Origin of the sequence: Burkholderia sp. BKH01, assembly GCF_025685725.1 — a bacterium.
In the GTDB taxonomy this organism is placed as follows: Bacteria; Pseudomonadota; Gammaproteobacteria; order Burkholderiales; family Burkholderiaceae; genus Burkholderia; species Burkholderia pyrrocinia_C.
In genome coordinates, this window is sequence record NZ_JAOTQT010000010.1 from 1 (window position 1) to 15,792 (window position 15,792).

General features: G+C 67.7%; 14 protein-coding genes. 8 read left to right on the forward strand and 6 right to left on the reverse strand.

What is annotated here, in order from left to right; all coding sequences use genetic code 11:
• A partial coding sequence (locus OEJ37_RS16685) for a prepilin peptidase (RefSeq protein WP_263344887.1) occupies positions 1 to 374 on the reverse strand: 374 nt, incomplete at its 3' end.
• A gap of 96 nt (positions 375 to 470) precedes the next feature.
• Positions 471 to 653, reverse strand: a complete 183-nt coding sequence (locus OEJ37_RS16690) for a Flp family type IVb pilin (RefSeq protein WP_034179896.1) — start codon at positions 651 to 653, stop codon at positions 471 to 473.
• Positions 654 to 1,552: 899 nt separating this feature from the next.
• Here OEJ37_RS16690 and OEJ37_RS16695 point away from each other — a divergent pair.
• From OEJ37_RS16695 to OEJ37_RS16720, 6 genes are all read left to right on the forward strand, one after another.
• Positions 1,553 to 2,632, forward strand: coding sequence for an ABC transporter substrate-binding protein (locus OEJ37_RS16695; RefSeq protein WP_174422186.1), 1,080 nt, complete (start codon positions 1,553 to 1,555; stop codon positions 2,630 to 2,632).
• 15 nt (positions 2,633 to 2,647) lie between these two features.
• Positions 2,648 to 3,490 carry an ABC transporter permease gene (locus OEJ37_RS16700; protein WP_263344888.1) on the forward strand — a complete coding sequence of 281 codons (843 nt, stop codon included), beginning with the start codon at positions 2,648 to 2,650 and terminating at the stop codon, positions 3,488 to 3,490.
• Positions 3,491 to 3,525: 35 nt separating this feature from the next.
• Positions 3,526 to 4,332, forward strand: a complete 807-nt coding sequence (locus OEJ37_RS16705; protein WP_263344889.1) for an ABC transporter permease — start codon at positions 3,526 to 3,528, stop codon at positions 4,330 to 4,332.
• A 41-nt stretch (positions 4,333 to 4,373) separates the two neighbouring features.
• Positions 4,374 to 5,219, forward strand: a complete 846-nt coding sequence (locus OEJ37_RS16710; protein ID WP_174422183.1) for an ABC transporter ATP-binding protein — start codon at positions 4,374 to 4,376, stop codon at positions 5,217 to 5,219.
• A gap of 148 nt (positions 5,220 to 5,367) precedes the next feature.
• Complete coding sequence (locus OEJ37_RS16715) at positions 5,368 to 6,321, forward strand: TauD/TfdA dioxygenase family protein (protein WP_263344890.1); 954 nt, start codon at positions 5,368 to 5,370, stop codon at positions 6,319 to 6,321.
• Positions 6,322 to 6,480: 159 nt separating this feature from the next.
• On the forward strand, positions 6,481 to 7,428 hold the full coding sequence (locus OEJ37_RS16720) for a TauD/TfdA dioxygenase family protein (RefSeq protein ID WP_174422181.1): 948 nt from the start codon (positions 6,481 to 6,483) through the stop codon (positions 7,426 to 7,428).
• A 55-nt stretch (positions 7,429 to 7,483) separates the two neighbouring features.
• Here the strand turns inward: OEJ37_RS16720 and OEJ37_RS16725 are convergent, their stop codons facing one another.
• Positions 7,484 to 9,145, reverse strand: a complete 1,662-nt coding sequence (locus tag OEJ37_RS16725; RefSeq protein ID WP_263344891.1) for an ABC transporter substrate-binding protein — start codon at positions 9,143 to 9,145, stop codon at positions 7,484 to 7,486.
• A gap of 298 nt (positions 9,146 to 9,443) precedes the next feature.
• Between OEJ37_RS16725 and OEJ37_RS16730 the strand changes: the two genes are divergently transcribed.
• Together OEJ37_RS16730 and OEJ37_RS16735 are read left to right on the forward strand one after the other, a co-directional pair.
• Positions 9,444 to 9,851 (forward strand): DUF427 domain-containing protein, encoded by a 408-nt coding sequence (locus OEJ37_RS16730; protein WP_263344892.1) that lies wholly within the window; start codon positions 9,444 to 9,446, stop codon positions 9,849 to 9,851.
• Positions 9,852 to 10,025: 174 nt separating this feature from the next.
• Positions 10,026 to 11,018 carry a sulfonate ABC transporter substrate-binding protein gene (locus OEJ37_RS16735; protein ID WP_263344894.1) on the forward strand — a complete coding sequence of 331 codons (993 nt, stop codon included), beginning with the start codon at positions 10,026 to 10,028 and terminating at the stop codon, positions 11,016 to 11,018.
• Positions 11,019 to 11,045: 27 nt separating this feature from the next.
• Here OEJ37_RS16735 and OEJ37_RS16740 read toward each other — a convergent pair whose 3' ends face one another.
• The 3 genes from OEJ37_RS16740 to OEJ37_RS16750 all read right to left on the reverse strand — a co-directional run bounded on the left by OEJ37_RS16740 (position 11,046) and on the right by OEJ37_RS16750 (position 15,636).
• Positions 11,046 to 11,630, reverse strand: coding sequence for a putative glycolipid-binding domain-containing protein (locus OEJ37_RS16740; RefSeq protein ID WP_263344895.1), 585 nt, complete (start codon positions 11,628 to 11,630; stop codon positions 11,046 to 11,048).
• A gap of 272 nt (positions 11,631 to 11,902) precedes the next feature.
• Positions 11,903 to 13,288 carry a putrescine-ornithine antiporter gene (gene potE, locus OEJ37_RS16745; RefSeq protein WP_174422176.1) on the reverse strand — a complete coding sequence of 462 codons (1,386 nt, stop codon included), beginning with the start codon at positions 13,286 to 13,288 and terminating at the stop codon, positions 11,903 to 11,905.
• A 47-nt stretch (positions 13,289 to 13,335) separates the two neighbouring features.
• Complete coding sequence (locus tag OEJ37_RS16750) at positions 13,336 to 15,636, reverse strand: Orn/Lys/Arg decarboxylase N-terminal domain-containing protein (protein WP_263344896.1); 2,301 nt, start codon at positions 15,634 to 15,636, stop codon at positions 13,336 to 13,338.
• Between the last annotated feature and the right edge of the window lie 156 nt (positions 15,637 to 15,792).

A 15,792-nucleotide genomic window follows, 5' to 3' on the forward strand; every position in this document is an offset into this window, starting at 1 on the left:
GGCACGGCGCGCCGCTGCCGCGCGACCACCGCGAGCGCGGCGAGGCCGCACACGGCGCCGCCCGCGCCGACGATCGTCAACACGGGGAACGCCAGCGTCGGCCCGGCCCACAGGAAGACCGCCGCCGCCAGCTTGACGTCGCCGCCGCCGATCCAGCCCGCGTGGCGCAAGACGCCGAACAGCAGCAGCATCGCCGCGGCGGTCGCGACGTGGCCGGCCAGCGGCGCGGGCCCTTCGCGCGCGAGCGCCGCCGCGACGAAATACAGCATCGCGAACGCCAGCACCGCGCGATTGGACAGGCGCCGGTCGCGCAGATCCTGCGCCGCGAGCGACGCCAGCACGACCGTGGCCACCGACTGCACGAGAGTGAGCATGGGAGAGCCATCCGTTGGCGGTTGGCGCACCCCCGGCTGGACACGTTCTACCGCTGCGGATCCGTGAGTGCGTCGGCGGCGCGCGGGTTCAGGGCATCAGATCAGGCTCGTCACCTTCGTGATCAGCGCCGTAAACACGCTCGGCAAGCCACCGCTAGTGCTGCTGAGGATCACGCCGACCGCCGCCAGCGCGACCACGACGATGCCGGCCAGCACCGCATATTCGAGCGAGCTGACGCCACGTTCATCACGCAGCAGGGACTTGACGTATTGCAGCATGGCAACCTCCGTGTGACGGGGTCGATGATCGACCGTTGAACGTAAAAACGCTGCATGGGTCCGGTGGCTGCATATGGCATTCGTCCATTGCGACTCATGCGGACGGCCCTGGCATGAGTCCGTTCGCATCCCCCGAAGTCCTCTCGATCGCTGCGACGCTCGGCATGCAACGACGACATCGATCGTTTCATTCGAATACTTGTTGTGCGGCCGCGCCGGCACGACGCCGACCACACCGATTCGTCTAGGGTATAGACAATTTTTTGGACGATTTCAAATTATTTGGCGTCGGATTGTATTTATGGATAGCACCCTGCAAGGATGAAATTCATACAGGTTGCCTGCCGCAATTCTTTCGCATGGCATTCCGCGTGATTCAGACGCCGAAGTAAGAATGTTAACTGTCGCGATGCGTCATTTCCCGTCCGGCGGATAACCCATTTCCGTGCGATTTTCCGGTATGCCGGATGGGGGCCGTGCGCACCGTTTCGCGCGGCGCTTCGCGTGTGCCGGCCGGTTATTCTTTCGCGCTCCGCCCGGCCGAACCGGCAAATATGACAGGTTCGGATCGTTTTTGTTGAATCGACCGATGCCGATTTAATTTCGCGAATTCGCATGCCGATCAGACGGCAAATCCGCGATTTCGCCATTTCAGGCATTTTCCAGTCGGCGTTTTCCTGATCGGCACGCGACGCCAACCGACATGATCGGAATCCTGAACGATTTACCGATACATGCGACTCCGCTGCCTGTCGGCGGAAAACCGCGCGCCCGGCCCCGCAACCCGCCAGGCGGCGATAAGCATAGTTCAAATCGTTGTTTGTCCCGCGCCGGAAGCGTCCACCAGAATGGCGCGACGCCTCCCGGCCCGACTTCATTTTCTCGCTACCCGACGCACCATGACCGATCGACTCCCGTTTCCCCTGCGCCTGCTGCGAGCGCTGCTGGCGGCCACGCTGATGACGCTGGCGGCCGCCGCGCACGCCGACAGGCCCGCCACCGTCCGCATCGGCGTCGCCCAGCAAGGCGCCGGCGATCCGCCGACCTTCGGCGGCTCGAGCGCGGCGACCGTGCAACTCCAGCAATTGTTCGAAAAGGAATTCGCGGCCGACGGCATCAAGGTGCAGTGGCTGTTCTTCAAGGGCGCGGGGCCGGCCGTCAACGAGGCGATCGCCAACAAGGCGCTCGACTTCGCGTACCAGGGCGACCTGCCCGCCGTGCTAGCGCGCGCGAACGGGATCAAGACGCACCTGCTGCTTGCCGCAAGCGTGCGCTCGGGCGTGAAGATCGCGGTGCCGCCCGACTCCGGCATCCGTTCGATCACCGACCTGAAGGACCGCCGCGTGTCGATCTTCCGCGGCACGAACCTGCAGCTCGTCGCCGACAACGCGCTCGCGAAGAACGGCCTCGGCGAACGCGACCTGCGCGTGATCAACCTCGACGCCGCGAGCTCGCTCGCCGCGCTCGCGTCGAAAGGCATCGACGCATCGGTGGGCGACTACCAGCTTTACAAGCTGCGCGACGCGGGGCTCGCGAAGATCATCTACGAATCGCAGAACGACGGCCCGCAGTACACGCGCCAGACCCACCTGCTCGTGCTCGACGATTTCGAACGCGCGCATCCGGACATCGTGCAGCGCGTCGTCAACGCGTTCGTGAAGGGCGCGCAATGGTCGTCCGACGAGGCGAACCGCGATGCGCTGTTCAAGCTGTGGGCGAAAAGCGGCGTCCCGTATTCGTCGTGGCAGGCCGATTATGCGAACCAGCGCCTGAAGGATCGCCTGTCGCCGCTGATCGATCCGTTCCTCGTCGCGCGCTACAAGGCCGTCGCGCAGGATGCGCTGAAGCTGAAGCTGATCCGCCAGCCGGTCGACGTCGACGGCTGGTTCGAGCCGAAGTATCTCGACAACGCGCTGCGCACGCTGAAGCTCGAAAACTACTGGCCGCGCTACGACGCGGCCGGCAAGCCCCTCTCCTGACCCGGACCGGCCCCGATGAGCGACACCGCGATCCCGATTCCGTCGTCCAAGCCGCACGCACTCGCCGCGCAGCCGCGCCGCGCGGCGGGCGTGAAGCGGCTGACGTGGCAGCTCGCGCCGTGGGTACTGCCCGCGCTGCTGTTCGCGCTGTGGAGCGTCGGCAGCGCGCGCGGCTGGATCGCGCCGCAGATCCTGCCGCCGCCCGAACGCGTGTACGACGCGCTCGCCGAGCTGGCGACGAGCGGCGATCTCGCGCGCCACACGCTGATCAGCCTGCAGCGCGTGCTGGTCGGCTTCGCGGCCGGCTCGCTGCTCGGTTTCGCGATCGGCGTCGCGCTCGGCCTGTCGCGCACGCTGGAAGCCTATGTGCTGCCGAGCTTCAACGCGCTCGTGCAGATCCCGGTGCTCGGCTGGCTGCCGTTCCTGCTGCTGCTCGTCGGCGTCGGCGAACCGCTCAAGTACCTGCTGATCGCGCATGCGGCACTCGTCCCCGTCACGATGAGCACGCTGCAGGGGTTTCGCCAGACGCCGCCCGCGCTCGACGAAGTCGCGCGCGGGTTCGGCTATACGCGCCGGCAACGCATCGTCCACGTCGTGCTGCCGGCCGCGATCCCGACGCTCGCGACCGGCGTGCGGCTCGCGTTCACGAAGTCGTGGCTCGCGCTCGTCGTCGTCGAGCTCGTCGCGTCCTCCGAAGGGCTCGGCTACCTGATCGTGTACGGGCGGCAACTGTTCCAGCTCGACCTCGTGATGGCGGCCGTGGTCGTGGTCGGCGCGGTCGGCCTGCTGATCAACCGGCTGCTCGACGCACTCGAAGCGCGCCTGCGCCGCGGCGTGCCGCCCGCGTTCCGCGGCTGAACCGGCCCGTCCGCGCAATCGAAGGAGACTATCCGATGCCGCACTCCATCACGCCGTCGCCCGTCGCAGCCGCCCGCCGCCTGCATGCGCCCGACTGGCGCGGCTTCGTGCTGCCGCTCGTCGCGTTCGCACTCTGGTGGGCGATCGCTTCCGCGCACGTCGTGAAAAGCGGGCTGCTCGTCGCCCCGGCCGACGTGCTGCACACCGCGTGGTCGCAGGTCACGAGCGGTGCGCTCGGCCGCGCACTGTCCGCGTCGCTCGCGCGCGAAGCCTGCGGTTTCGCGATCGGCGCGACGGGCGGGCTGCTGCTCGGCACCGCGCTCGGGCTGTCGCGCATCGCCGCGCGAATGGTCGGCCCGAGCTTCGACACGTTCAAGCAGATCTCGCTGTTCGCGTGGATTCCGCTGATCTCCGTATGGTTCGGCCTCGGCGACGTCGCCAAGGTCGTGTTCCTGTCGCTCGCCGCGCTGCTGCCCGTCGCCGCGCACACCTGCGACGGCATTCATGCGGTGCCGCGCGCGTATGTCGACGTCGCCCGCGCGCTGCGCTATTCGCGGCTCCAGCTCGTCCGCTACGTGATCCTGCCGGCCGCACTGCCGTCGATCTTCACCGGGCTGTACCTCGGCCTGATCTATTCGTGGCTCGCAACGCTCGGCGCCGAATACCTGCTCGTTGCCGGGAGCGGGATCGGCAACACGCTGATCGACGGCAGCGAGCAGTTCCGGATGGATCTCGTGCTGTTCGGGATCATCGTGGTCGGCGTGACCGGCTGGGCGCTGAACGCGGTCGCGCGTGCGATCGAACGCAAGGTGCTGGCCCGGCGCGGCGACCTGCCGCGATGAGCAGCGCCCCCCTTCCCCGTCGCATCCTTCCTCGCTCCGCCATGACGACCCTCACCTCCGACTCGCTCGACATCCTCCATGTAAGCAAGCAATACGCACAACGCGGCGCGGCGCTTGCCGTGCTCGACGACGTGTCGCTGCACGTGCGCGCCGGCGAATTCGTCACGATCGTCGGCGCGAGCGGCTGCGGCAAGTCGACTTTGCTGCGGCTGATCGCCGGGCTCGATAGCGACTATGCGGGCGAGATCCGTGCCGGCGACGAACGCATACGCGACACGTCGCTGCAGCGCGGGATCGTGTTCCAGGACCACCGGCTGTTCCCGTGGCTCACCGTCGAGCAGAACATCGGCGCCGCGCTGCGCAACGCACCGCTCGACGCGGCAGCGAAGCGGCGAGCGGTAGCGGACCACATCGCGCTCGTCGGGCTGAACGGCTTCGAGCACGCGTTTCCGAACCAGTTGTCGGGCGGGATGGCGCAGCGCGTCGCGATCGCGCGCGGCCTCGTGAACCGGCCGCGCGTGCTGCTGCTCGACGAGCCGTTCGGCGCGCTCGATGCGCAGACGCGCGCGCGGATGCAGAACGAACTGCTGCGCATCTGGGAACAGGAGCGCATCACGATGATGCTCGTCACGCACGACGTCGACGAAGCCGTCTATCTCGGCGACCGCGTCGTCACGATGGCACCGCGCCCGGGTCGCATCGAACGCATCGTCGATGTCGCGCTGCCGCGGCCGCGCCGGCGCGATTCGCCGGAATTCGCACGGTTGCGCGATACGGTGCTCGCGGATTTCGACGATAGCGACCCGCCGCGCGACGACGGCGCGGGCGGCAAGCGCATCGACACGCCACATGCGCACCGGATCGGTGAATGGCGGCTCGCGTGGTAGGCGTAAGTCGCGGCCGTATTGCTCAGCATGACGACACATATCGATCATCGCGGCACGCACGCTAAGGTTGTGACGATTCATCGGTTCCGGTTCCGTGCGGTCCCTGCTTGAATGGAGACTCGACCGACCCGACTCCAGGAGACTCCCGATGTCCGAAGTCCAGCACGCCGCCCACCCGTCTTCGCATGCCTCGCACGCCGCGCCGCGCACGGCTGCCGCCCCGCTCCAGCTTCGCCAGGTTGCCGGCCGGATCGGCGCCGAGATCGCCGGCGTCCGGCTATCGGCCACGCTCGACGACGCGATATTCGACGCGATCCAGGCCGCGCTGCTGCGCCACAAGGTGCTGTTCTTCCGTGGCCAGCACCATCTCGACGACACCGCGCAGGAAGCATTCGCGCGCCGCTTCGGCGACACGGTCGCGCATCCGACCGTGCCGTCCGTCGACGGCAGCGCGCATCTGCTCGAACTCGATTCCGCGCACGGCGCCCGGGCGAATTCGTGGCACACCGACGTGACGTTCGTCGATGCGTACCCGAAGATCTCGATCCTGCGCGCGGTCGTGATTCCGCCGTTCGGCGGCGATACGGTATGGGCCAACACGGCCGCCGCGTACACGCATCTTCCCAACCCGCTGCGTGCGCTCGCCGACACGCTGTGGGCGATCCATACGAACGCCTACGACTACGCGTCGACGCACGTGCATGCCGACGACACGCAACTGAAGCGCTACCGCGAGGTGTTCACGTCGACCGTCTACGAAACCGAGCACCCGGTCGTGCGCGTGCATCCGGAAACCGGCGAACGCACGCTCGTGCTCGGGCACTTCGTGCAGCGGCTCAAAGGGCTGTCCGCGCAGGATTCCGCACACCTGCTGCAGGTCTTCCACGAGCACGTGACGCGTCTCGAGAACACCGTGCGCTGGAACTGGCAGGAAGGCGACGTCGCGATCTGGGACAACCGCGCGACGCAGCATTACGCGATCAACGACTACGGCGATGCACGCCGCGTCGTGCGCCGCGCGACCGTTCACGGCGATGTGCCGGTCGGCATCGACGGCCGCCAAAGCGTCGTGCTGAAGGGGCCGGGCGCGACGCTGCAATAACGTCCGAGTACCGCGGCGGCGCCGTTCCATGCGCGCCGCCGCGTGTTCCCCGCCATTCGCCACCGGACACACCACCATGAACCTCCCGCCACATGACCGACGCTTGCACGCGCAACGATGTCGGCCATCCGCCCCGTTCACTTCCGCCAGGAGCGTCGCATGAGCGCCCTACCCGAACCCGCTGCCCAGCCGGTCGACGTGATCCCGCTGTCCGCCCATATCGGTGCGGAAATTCGCGGCGTCGATCTCACGCAACCGTTGACCACGCCGCAGATCGCGGCCATCCGCACCGCGCTGCTGAAATGGCGCGTCGTCTTCTTCCGCGAACAATTCCTCACGCACGACCAGCACGTCGCGTTCTCCGCGCAGTTCGGCGAGCCGACGGTCGGCCACCCGGTGTTCGGGCATGTCGACGGTCATCCGGCCGTCTATTCGATCGCGAAGCATCGCAAGGCGACGCGCTTCGAGGGCGAACCGGTGCGTCGGCCGTGGACGGGCTGGCATACCGACGTGACGGCCGCCGTGAACCCGCCGTGGGCGTCGATCCTGCGCGGCGTGACGATCCCGCCGTACGGCGGCGACACGCACTGGACCAATCTCGTACGCGCGTATGAAACGCTGTCCGCGCCGCTGCGCGGTTTCGTCGACGGCTTGCGCGGCATCCACCGCTTCACGCCGCCGGCCGGTGCGCGCGCCACCGGTGTGTTCGACGACGCGGTCGAGCGCCGCCCGCTCGTGACCGAGCATCCGCTCGTCCGCGTGCATCCGGAGACCGGCGAACGCGCGCTGTACGTGAGCCCGAGCTTCCTGAAATCGATCGTCGGGCTGACGCCGCGCGAGAGCCAGGCGCTGCTCGAACTGCTGTGGGAACACGTGACGCGGCCGGAATTCACGATCCGCTTCAAGTGGGAACCGCGCAGCATCGCGTTCTGGGACAACCGCGCGACCGCGCATCTCGCGCCCGTCGACATCTTCGATCTCGACTTCGACCGCCAGCTCTATCGCACGACGCTCACCGGCGACGTGCCGGTCGGCCCCGACGGCAGGCCATCGGTCGCGCTCGAAGGCTCGCCGGTCGAAACGGCGGCGGCCGTCGCGCTCGACTGACCGCCATCGGCACCGGCGCGCGCGAGCGCGCCGGCGCTTCGTCCATCGATCTCCGTCAATCCAGCCACACGCCGTCGAACCGGTGCCCGCCGAGCGGCGAGAACGTCAGCCCGTGTACACGCTTGGACACCGGCAGCGACACGATCGACGTCGCGATCGGCGTGAACGGCACCTGATCCTTGAACACCACCTGCGCCTGTTCGTACAGCGCCGTACGCTTCGCGACGTCCGCATTCGAGCGCGCCGCGCTCACCAGCTTTTCGAAATCCCGATTGCACCACTTCGCGAGGTTGCTGCCGTGCACCGCGTCGCAGCCGAGCAGCGTGCCAAGCCAGTTGTCGGGATCGCCGTTGTCGCCCGACCAGCCGTACAGGATCGCGTCGTGCTGCCCGTCGTGCTTCGCGCGGCGGTTGTATTCGCCCCATTCGTAGCTGACGATCTTCGCGCGCACGCCGATCTTCGCCCAGTCCTGCTGGATCAGTTGCGCCATCAACTGCGCATTCGGGTTGTACGGGCGCTGCACGGGCATCGCCCACAGCGTCAGGTCGAAGCCGTTCGGAAAGCCGGCCTGCGCGAGCAGCGCCTTCGCGGCGGCCGGATCGCGCGGCGCATCCTTCAGGCGCGGGTTGTACGACCATTGCGCGGGCGGCATCGGGTTCGTCGCGATCTTCGCGTCGCCGTTGAAGACGGTCTTCACGATCGCCGTCTTGTCGATCGCGATGTCGAGCGCGCGCCGCACGTCGACGCGATCGAGCGGCGCATGCTGCGTGTTGTACGCGACGAAACCGACGTTGAAGCCCATTCCCGAGAACAGTTCCAGCTTCGGGTCGCGCCGCACCGTGTCGAGATCTGCCGGCCGCGGGAACGCCGATACCTGGCACTCGCCGGCCACCAGCTTCTGCAGGCGCGCGGCCGGATCGGGCGTGATCGCGAACACGAGCCGCGCGAGCTTCACGTCGTCCGGCTTCCAGTAGTCGGGGTTCGCTTCGTAGCGGATCAGCGCATCCTTCTGGTACGTGCGAAGCAGGAACGGCCCGGTGCCGACCGGGAACTGGTTGATGTCGGCCTCGCGATGGCGTGCCGCGAGCTGCGACGCATATTCGGCGGACAGGACCGACGCGAACGCCATCGCGAGGTTGCGCACGAACACGACGTCGGGCGTCTTCAGCACGAAGCGCACCGTGTAGTCGTCGGCCTTCTCGATGCGCTCGACGTTGCGGTCGAAGCCGAGATCGCTGAAGTACGGGAAGGTGACCGGGTAGGCCTTGCGGAACGGATCGTCGGGGTCGAGCATCCGGCGGAACGTGAACACGACGTCGTCGGCCTGGAACGGCCGCGTCGGCTTGAACCATGCGGTCGTCTGGAATTTCACGCCACGCCGCAGGTGGAACGTGATCGTGCGCTGGTCGGGCGACACGTCCCAGCTCGTCGCGAGCGACGGTTCGAGATCGAGCGTGCCGCGCCTGAACTGCACGAGCCCGTTGTAGATCGTGTACGTGCTTGCGTCGAAATCGGTGCTCGTCGTGTGCTGGCCCGGATCGAAGCCGGCCGGGCTGCCTTCGGTGCAGTACACGAGCGTCTTGCCGGCCGGCGCGGCGAGCGCCTGCGTGGCCGCGCCGGCGAGCAGCAGCGACGCGGCCACGCAACGAAGTGCGACAACGGCATGCGGTGCGCGACGCACACGACGTGCGGCTGACGAAACGAAAGAATGCTTCATGGCGGCGGAGAGAAGGAATGAGTCATGCGAATGACGACTGCCGATCTTCGCGCGCCTCCCGCCGTTCGCTTACCAATTTATTCGGCGTTGCTTATCGTCGCAGGTGCATCCCGCTGCCAGTGCATGAATATGTCCGCACGAGCGCCGGGGCATCGCCCGGCAGCCTTGCCGCACCGCCGCCTTCCGGCCCCCTGCAAATTCTCCGGAATTGGCGCATCGTATCGGCTGGCAAACGCCGGCACGGGCGCGCCGGGACCCTCCCGGCGCCGCCGCGCCGCCGCTTCCTGGAGGACCCACGATGTCGACCAGCTCCGATACGCCCTCTCGTCCCGTGAAGTCGCCGGGCCCCGATCATCCGATCACGATCGAGCCGCATCCGTGGCGCGTGGTGGTCACGGTGGCCGGCAAGGTCATCGCCGATACGCGCCGCGCGCTGGCGCTGCGCGAGGCCAGCTATCCGGCCGTGCTCTACATCCCGCGCGAAGACGCCGACATGTCGCTGCTGCGCCGCACCGACCACGCGACGTACTGCCCGTACAAGGGCGACTGCGCGTATTACTCGATCCCGGCCGGCGGCGAACGCGCGACCAACGCGGTGTGGACCTACGAGCATCCGTATCCGGCCGTCGAAGCGATTCGCGGGCATCTCGCGTTCTATCCGGACCGAGTGGATTCGATCGACGAAAGCGCCGCCGACGCAGCCTGAGCGCCGCTGATTTGCATATGCGCATTCATTGGTTGGCCGCCGGCCCGCGCGGCCGTATCGTCCTGAATCCGGCGCGGGCCGGCCCGTTGCGAGCATCGCCCGCATCCGGCCCCGTCCTGCGCCGGCCGCGCCCCCTTTGCGCGCGCCCCGTGAACCCGCACGCAGGACACCCCAATGAGCGACACACAGCACGCAGACGTTGAAACGACCCCGGCGAACCCGCGCCGCCGCCAATGGCTGCACGGCGCGGCCGCCGGGCTTGCCGGGCTCGCGCTCGGGCCGCTCGCGACCCTGCCCGCGCAGGCCCAGGGCAACGGCACGCGGCTGCGCATCGGGTTCCAGAAATACGGCAACTTCGTCGTGCTGAAGGCACGCGGCACGCTCGAGAAACGTCTCGCGAGCCAGGGCGTCGCGGTGCAATGGCTCGAATTCCCGGCCGGCCCGCAACTGCTCGAAGGGCTGAACGCCGGCGCGATCGACGTCGGCACGGTCGGCGAAACGCCGCCGATCTTCGCGCAGGCGGCCGGCGTCGATTTCGTCTATATCGGCAACGAGCCGCCCGCGCCGCAGGGCGAAGCGATCGTCGTGCTGCCCGATTCGCCGATCCGCAACGTCGCGCAGTTGCGCGGCAAGAAGGTCGCGTTCAACAAGGGCTCCAACGTCCACTATCTGCTGGTGAAGGCGCTCGAACACGCGGGCCTCGCGTATGCGGACATCCAGCCGATCTACCTGACGCCCGCCGACGCGCGCGCCGCGTTCGTGCAGCGCAGCGTCGATGCGTGGGTGATCTGGGATCCGTATCTGGCGGCCGCCGAACGGCAGCTCGGCGCGCGCGTGATCGCGAACGGCGAAGGGCTCGTGCGCAACACGCAGTACTATCTCGCCGCGCGCAAGTACGCGGCGGCTCACCCGCAGGTGCTGCGCGCGCTGCTCGACGAAGTCGACGCGGTCGATCGCTGGGCGCGCGACCACGCGCCCGACGTCGCCGCGCAACTGTCGCCGCTCGTCGGCCTCGACGCGCCGACGCTCGAAGTCGCGCTCAAGCGCGCCGGCTACGGCGTGCAGCCCGTCACCGACGCGACGGTCGCGTATCAGCAGAACATCGCCGACACGTTCAGCACGCTGAAGCTGATTCCCGGAAAGCTGACGGTCGCCAGCGCGCGCTGATGCGCCGCCGATTCACGATGCGACGCGTTACGGCGCAGGCGCCGCGCCGATGCGCCGCCATTCGTCGTAGTCGGTGACGAGGCCGGCTTCGTCGATCGCGATGTCGGCCGCATACGTGCCGCTCTCGTAGCGATACACGTGTGGCGCCGTATGCGTATAACGCTGCTCGCCGCGCACGATGGCGAAATCCGGAAAGCGCAGCCATGCGGTATGGATCACCGCAGCGTCGCCGACGGCCAGCGCCAGCCGCCGGATCGGCAGCGTATTGGTCGACGGGCTGAAACCGAGATCGATATCGGTCGCGCCCGCGAGCGCTGGCGCGTCGACACCGTCGATCGTCCAGCGCCCTCCGTCGCATGCGAGGTCCAGTCGTTGCGGTGGCAACGTGCCGATCCAGCGTGTCACGCGCGCCGAGCGCGTAAGCCAGTCGGCGCCGCATGCGATCGCATAGTCGATGCGAAACGGCGTGCCGTCGATCGCGCCCGACACCGAACCCGACAGATCGATTCCCGCTCGCGTCTCGACGAGCCGGCACCATTCGGCCGCCTGCCACGTCTGCACGATCTGCCACGCGACGCATCGCGTGCGCACCGCTTCATCCTGTTGCGTCATGTCGCCGTCTCCCGTCGGTCGCGCGAATGCCGATTTTCGCTCATCGCGTCGATGAACGCGCGCGGCTTCGGCGACAGGATACGCCGGCGCCAGTCGTCCGCAGGACGTCAGGATTCTTCCGCGGAACGGGCTCCCCCGGCTTCGCGCTCGACGCGCCCGTGCATGCGCAGCGGCCGCTGCCGCCGCGTGCGCGTGCCGTCGTCGACCTGCGGCAGAAGAAAATCCCGCCGCTGTCGACGCCGCGTATCGGCCGGCAACGGCGGGCGTCGCCCTCACGCCTGCAGCGACTTCCCCGGCTCCTTCACGTGCGCGTCGACTTCCATCTGGTAGAAGCGCGCGCTGACGAAGCCGAACAGCGTCCAGCCCAGGAACACGCACAGGCCGCCGAGCATCAGCGCCTGCTCGCCCGAGCTGACGAGCGCATAGAAGCTGTACGCGGTGGCGACCATCGCAATCACGTTCGTCAGCAGCGCCTTGGCCGGCGGCACCTTCGCGACCTTCTGGATCGTGATCAGCGCGGCCATCGACATCACGTACGGCACGAGGTTCGTGACGACCGCGAGATCGACGATCTTCTGGAACTGGCTGCTCAGCTCCGGGCTGATCGTCATCAGCGCCAGCGCGACCTGCGCGACGAGCAGGATCACCATGCCGACGATCGGCGTGCCCGTGCGCGTCGCACGCGCGAACACCGGCAGGAAGTAGCCGACGTCCGCCGAGCTCTTGAACACCTGCGCGACCGTGAACTGCCAGCCGAGCAGCGAGCCAATGCACGCGATCACCATCAGCGCGGTGACGATCGTGCCCACCGTCGGCGTGAACATCGTCGCGAACGCGATGCCGAACGGCGCGTTCGATTTCGCGAGGATCGCGTTGGGCACGATCCCCGCGATCACGTTGGTCGACACGATGTAGAAGATCGCCGATGCGATCGTGCCGCCGAGCACGGCGATCGGCACGTTGCGCTCCGGGTTCTCCACCGCGTCCGAGTTCGCGCACGCCGATTCGAGCCCGAGGAACGCCCACAGCGTCACCGCGATCGAACTGCCGACGGCCGGCCCGAACGGCATGTCGTGCGGATTCCATGCGGCGCCCCAGGTCGCGCCGCTGAACCAGAACCAGCCGATCAGCGACACGATGACGACCGGAATGATCACGCCCCACACGGTCACCGCGCCGATCCGGCCGGTGATGCGCGAGCCGCCGAAGTTCGCGACCGTCGTGAGCACGAGCAGGAAGATCGTCCACAGGCCCGTCTGCAGCGGCGACAGCGTCGCGCCGAACAGCACGGTGCCGTAGCCGACCGCCGTGACGCCGATCGCGACGTTGGCGATCACGAGCGACAGCCCGTACGTGTAGTTCGCCATGTAGTTGCCGGCCTTGCCGAACGCGTATTCCGCGTAGCCGCCCATCCCGCCCGGCTTGCGGCTCAGCATCCCGCAGCGCGCGAACGCATAGGCCAGCGCGAGCGAGCCGCCGGCCGTGACGATCCACGACAGCAGCGAGATCGTGCCGACCTGCGCGAGCTTCGCCGGCAGCAGGATGATGCCGGAGCCCATCATGTTGACCGCCGTGAGGATGGTGAGCTGCCAGACATTCATCCGGTTCTTCGCCGCGGCCGCCGGGGCCGCGTCGGATATGCGCGCTGCGCTTTCCATGATGTCGATTCCTTCGATGTGATGCCGCCGCGCGGCCGGTCGCTCGTTCAGGCCGTCAGGCAGTACACGCGGTACGTGCCGTCCTCGACTTCCACGCCGTGCGTATCGTGCGCGAAGCCCGGAAAACGGCGGTCGTACGCTTCGAGCGCCTTCAGGTAGCCGAGCACCGGGCCGCCTGCCGGCCCCGCGTTCTCGCCCGGCATCAGCAGCGGAATGCCCGGCGGATACGGCACGACGCCGGTGGCGACCGTGCGCCCGGCCAGCTCGTCGAGCGTGACCTGCTCGACGCGGCCCTGCACGAGATGCTCGTATGCGCGCACCGGGCTCATCTCCGGCTTCGGCAGGATCGAGAACGCCTCCGACATCAGCCGCGTCGTGCCGAGCTGCTCCATCGCCGCGAACATCGTGTCGGCCAGGTCCTTCAGCCCCATGCCGGCGTAACGCGCGCCGTGTTCCTTCGCGAGCGACGGAATCGCCATGTCGAGCGGCAGGTTCGCGTCGTAGTCGCGCTTGAAGTCGCACAGCGCGCTGACGAGCGAGCCCCACTTGCCCTTCGTGATGCCGATCGAGAACAGGAACAGGATCGTGAAGTCGGTCGTCTTTTCGACGACGATCCCGCGCGCATCGAGATAGGCCGTGACGACGCTCGCCGGAATGCCGACCGGCATCAGGCCGCCGGCCGGCGCGACGCCCGGCGTGACGATCGACACCTTGATCGGATCGAGCATGCAGTAGCCGTCCTCGATATTGCCGAAGCCGTGCCATTGCGCGCCGGGGCGCAGCACCCAGCACGACGGATCGCTCGCGAGCAACTCGGGCGGCGCTTCGTGGAACGGCAGCGTGCGGCCCGTGCGTGCCTCGAGCACGGTGTCGGGCTGCCAGCATTCGAAGAACCAGTCGCCCTTCGCGTCGAACTCGTTGTTCATCCGCGCGATCATCTGCCGGAACGCGACGGCCTCCTCGATCGACTCATGCGTCAGCGCTTCGCCGCCGGGACCGTCCATCATCGCGGCCGCGACGTCGTTCGACGCGATGATCGCGTAGTTCGGCGACGTCGACGCGTGCATCATGAACGTTTCGTTAAACTGACCATGCGGAATCGGGCTGCGGCCGTCGCGCACGTGGATATACGACGCTTGCGACAGTGCGGTCAGCAGCTTGTGCGTCGACTGCGTCGCGAACACCGTGGGCCGGTCCGCACGATGGTCGCGCGGGTCGCCGTGCATCGCATGGCGGTCGCGGTAGATCGGGTTGAAGCGCGCGTAGCCGTACCATGCTTCGTCGAAGTGCAGGCGGTCGACGCTCGCGCCGAGCAGTTCTTCGACGCGCGCGACGTTGTAGCAGAGGCCGTCGTAGGTCGAGTTCGTGACGATCGCGTGTTTCGGCTGGCGATCGGCAAGCCCGGCCGCGAGCGGGTTCGATGAGATCGCCTCGCGGATCGCCGCCTGCGTGAGGCGCTCGGACGCGATCGGCCCGATGATCCCGTAGCGGTTGCGCGTCGGCACCAGGTAAGTCGGGATCGCGCCCGACATTGTCATCGCATGCTCGGCCGACTTGTGGCAGTTGCGGTCGCACAGCGCGATCTGGTCGCGGCTCACGCTCGCCATCAGGATGATGCGGTTCGACGTCGACGAGCCGTTCGTCACGTGATACGTGCGATGCGCGCCGAACACGCGCGCCGCGTAGCGCTCGCTTTCGCCGATCGGGCCCGAGTGGTCGAGCAGCGAGCCGAGTTCGCCGACCGAGATCGACAGGTCGGAGCGGAACAGCGATTCGCCGAAGTATTCGAAGAACGCGCGGCCGACCGGCGACTTCAGGAAACCCGTGCCGCCCGTGTGGCCGGGCGTATGCCACGAGTATTCGTAGACGCGCGAGAACTTCGCGAGCGCGCCGAACATCGGCGGCAGCACGGTCGCACGATAGCGTTCGATCGCCGCGTGGATGCGCCCGCCGATGAAATCGGCCGTGTCCTCGAGCAGCCACACGAAATCGTCGACGTGGCCCATGACCGTGGCCGGCACCGACGACGCGACGCTGCGGTCGGCCAGCAGGAAGATCGGCACGTTGGCATTGCGATGCCGAATCGCTTCGACCACGGCCTCGGACGGCCCATGGCCGTCCACGCCGAGATCCCAGTCGAGCAGCACGCACTGGATCGACGGATCGGAACGGATCAGCACGATCGCATCGTCGGCGGAGGTCGCCGTGAGCACGTCGATGTCGCGTTGCACGAGCTCCGCGCTCAGCGTGCGGACCGCGCGCCCGGCTGCCGTTTCCTGCGCGATTTCGTCGTCGACCAGCAGCGCGCGCATGCCGAGACGACGAACGCCTCCGGTGGATGTATTCATGATGTTGCCCTCGCTGTTCCGATGCTTCGTTGGTGTTGTTCGTCTCACGAGCACGCGGACAGCAGGCCACGGTCGGCGACATGAGACGCTCGCAATTCCGGTTTGATTCGCCATCCAATTCGGATGCCGACTATGCCATGGATGCCTTTCGATGAA

What these genes read in the sequence shown, in the direction of transcription:
- OEJ37_RS16690 (WP_034179896.1), bottom strand. Translation starts at nt 653, where the DNA reads ATGCTGCAATACGTCAAGTCCCTGCTGCGTGATGAACGTGGCGTCAGC.
- OEJ37_RS16695 (WP_174422186.1), top strand. Translation starts at nt 1,553, where the DNA reads ATGACCGATCGACTCCCGTTTCCCCTGCGCCTGCTGCGAGCGCTGCTG.
- OEJ37_RS16700 (WP_263344888.1), top strand. Translation starts at nt 2,648, where the DNA reads ATGAGCGACACCGCGATCCCGATTCCGTCGTCCAAGCCGCACGCACTC.
- OEJ37_RS16705 (WP_263344889.1), top strand. Translation starts at nt 3,526, where the DNA reads ATGCCGCACTCCATCACGCCGTCGCCCGTCGCAGCCGCCCGCCGCCTG.
- OEJ37_RS16710 (WP_174422183.1), top strand. Translation starts at nt 4,374, where the DNA reads ATGACGACCCTCACCTCCGACTCGCTCGACATCCTCCATGTAAGCAAG.
- OEJ37_RS16715 (WP_263344890.1), top strand. Translation starts at nt 5,368, where the DNA reads ATGTCCGAAGTCCAGCACGCCGCCCACCCGTCTTCGCATGCCTCGCAC.
- OEJ37_RS16720 (WP_174422181.1), top strand. Translation starts at nt 6,481, where the DNA reads ATGAGCGCCCTACCCGAACCCGCTGCCCAGCCGGTCGACGTGATCCCG.
- OEJ37_RS16725 (WP_263344891.1), bottom strand. Translation starts at nt 9,145, where the DNA reads ATGAAGCATTCTTTCGTTTCGTCAGCCGCACGTCGTGTGCGTCGCGCA.
- OEJ37_RS16730 (WP_263344892.1), top strand. Translation starts at nt 9,444, where the DNA reads ATGTCGACCAGCTCCGATACGCCCTCTCGTCCCGTGAAGTCGCCGGGC.
- OEJ37_RS16735 (WP_263344894.1), top strand. Translation starts at nt 10,026, where the DNA reads ATGAGCGACACACAGCACGCAGACGTTGAAACGACCCCGGCGAACCCG.
- OEJ37_RS16740 (WP_263344895.1), bottom strand. Translation starts at nt 11,630, where the DNA reads ATGACGCAACAGGATGAAGCGGTGCGCACGCGATGCGTCGCGTGGCAG.
- potE (WP_174422176.1), bottom strand. Translation starts at nt 13,288, where the DNA reads ATGGAAAGCGCAGCGCGCATATCCGACGCGGCCCCGGCGGCCGCGGCG.
- OEJ37_RS16750 (WP_263344896.1), bottom strand. Translation starts at nt 15,636, where the DNA reads ATGAATACATCCACCGGAGGCGTTCGTCGTCTCGGCATGCGCGCGCTG.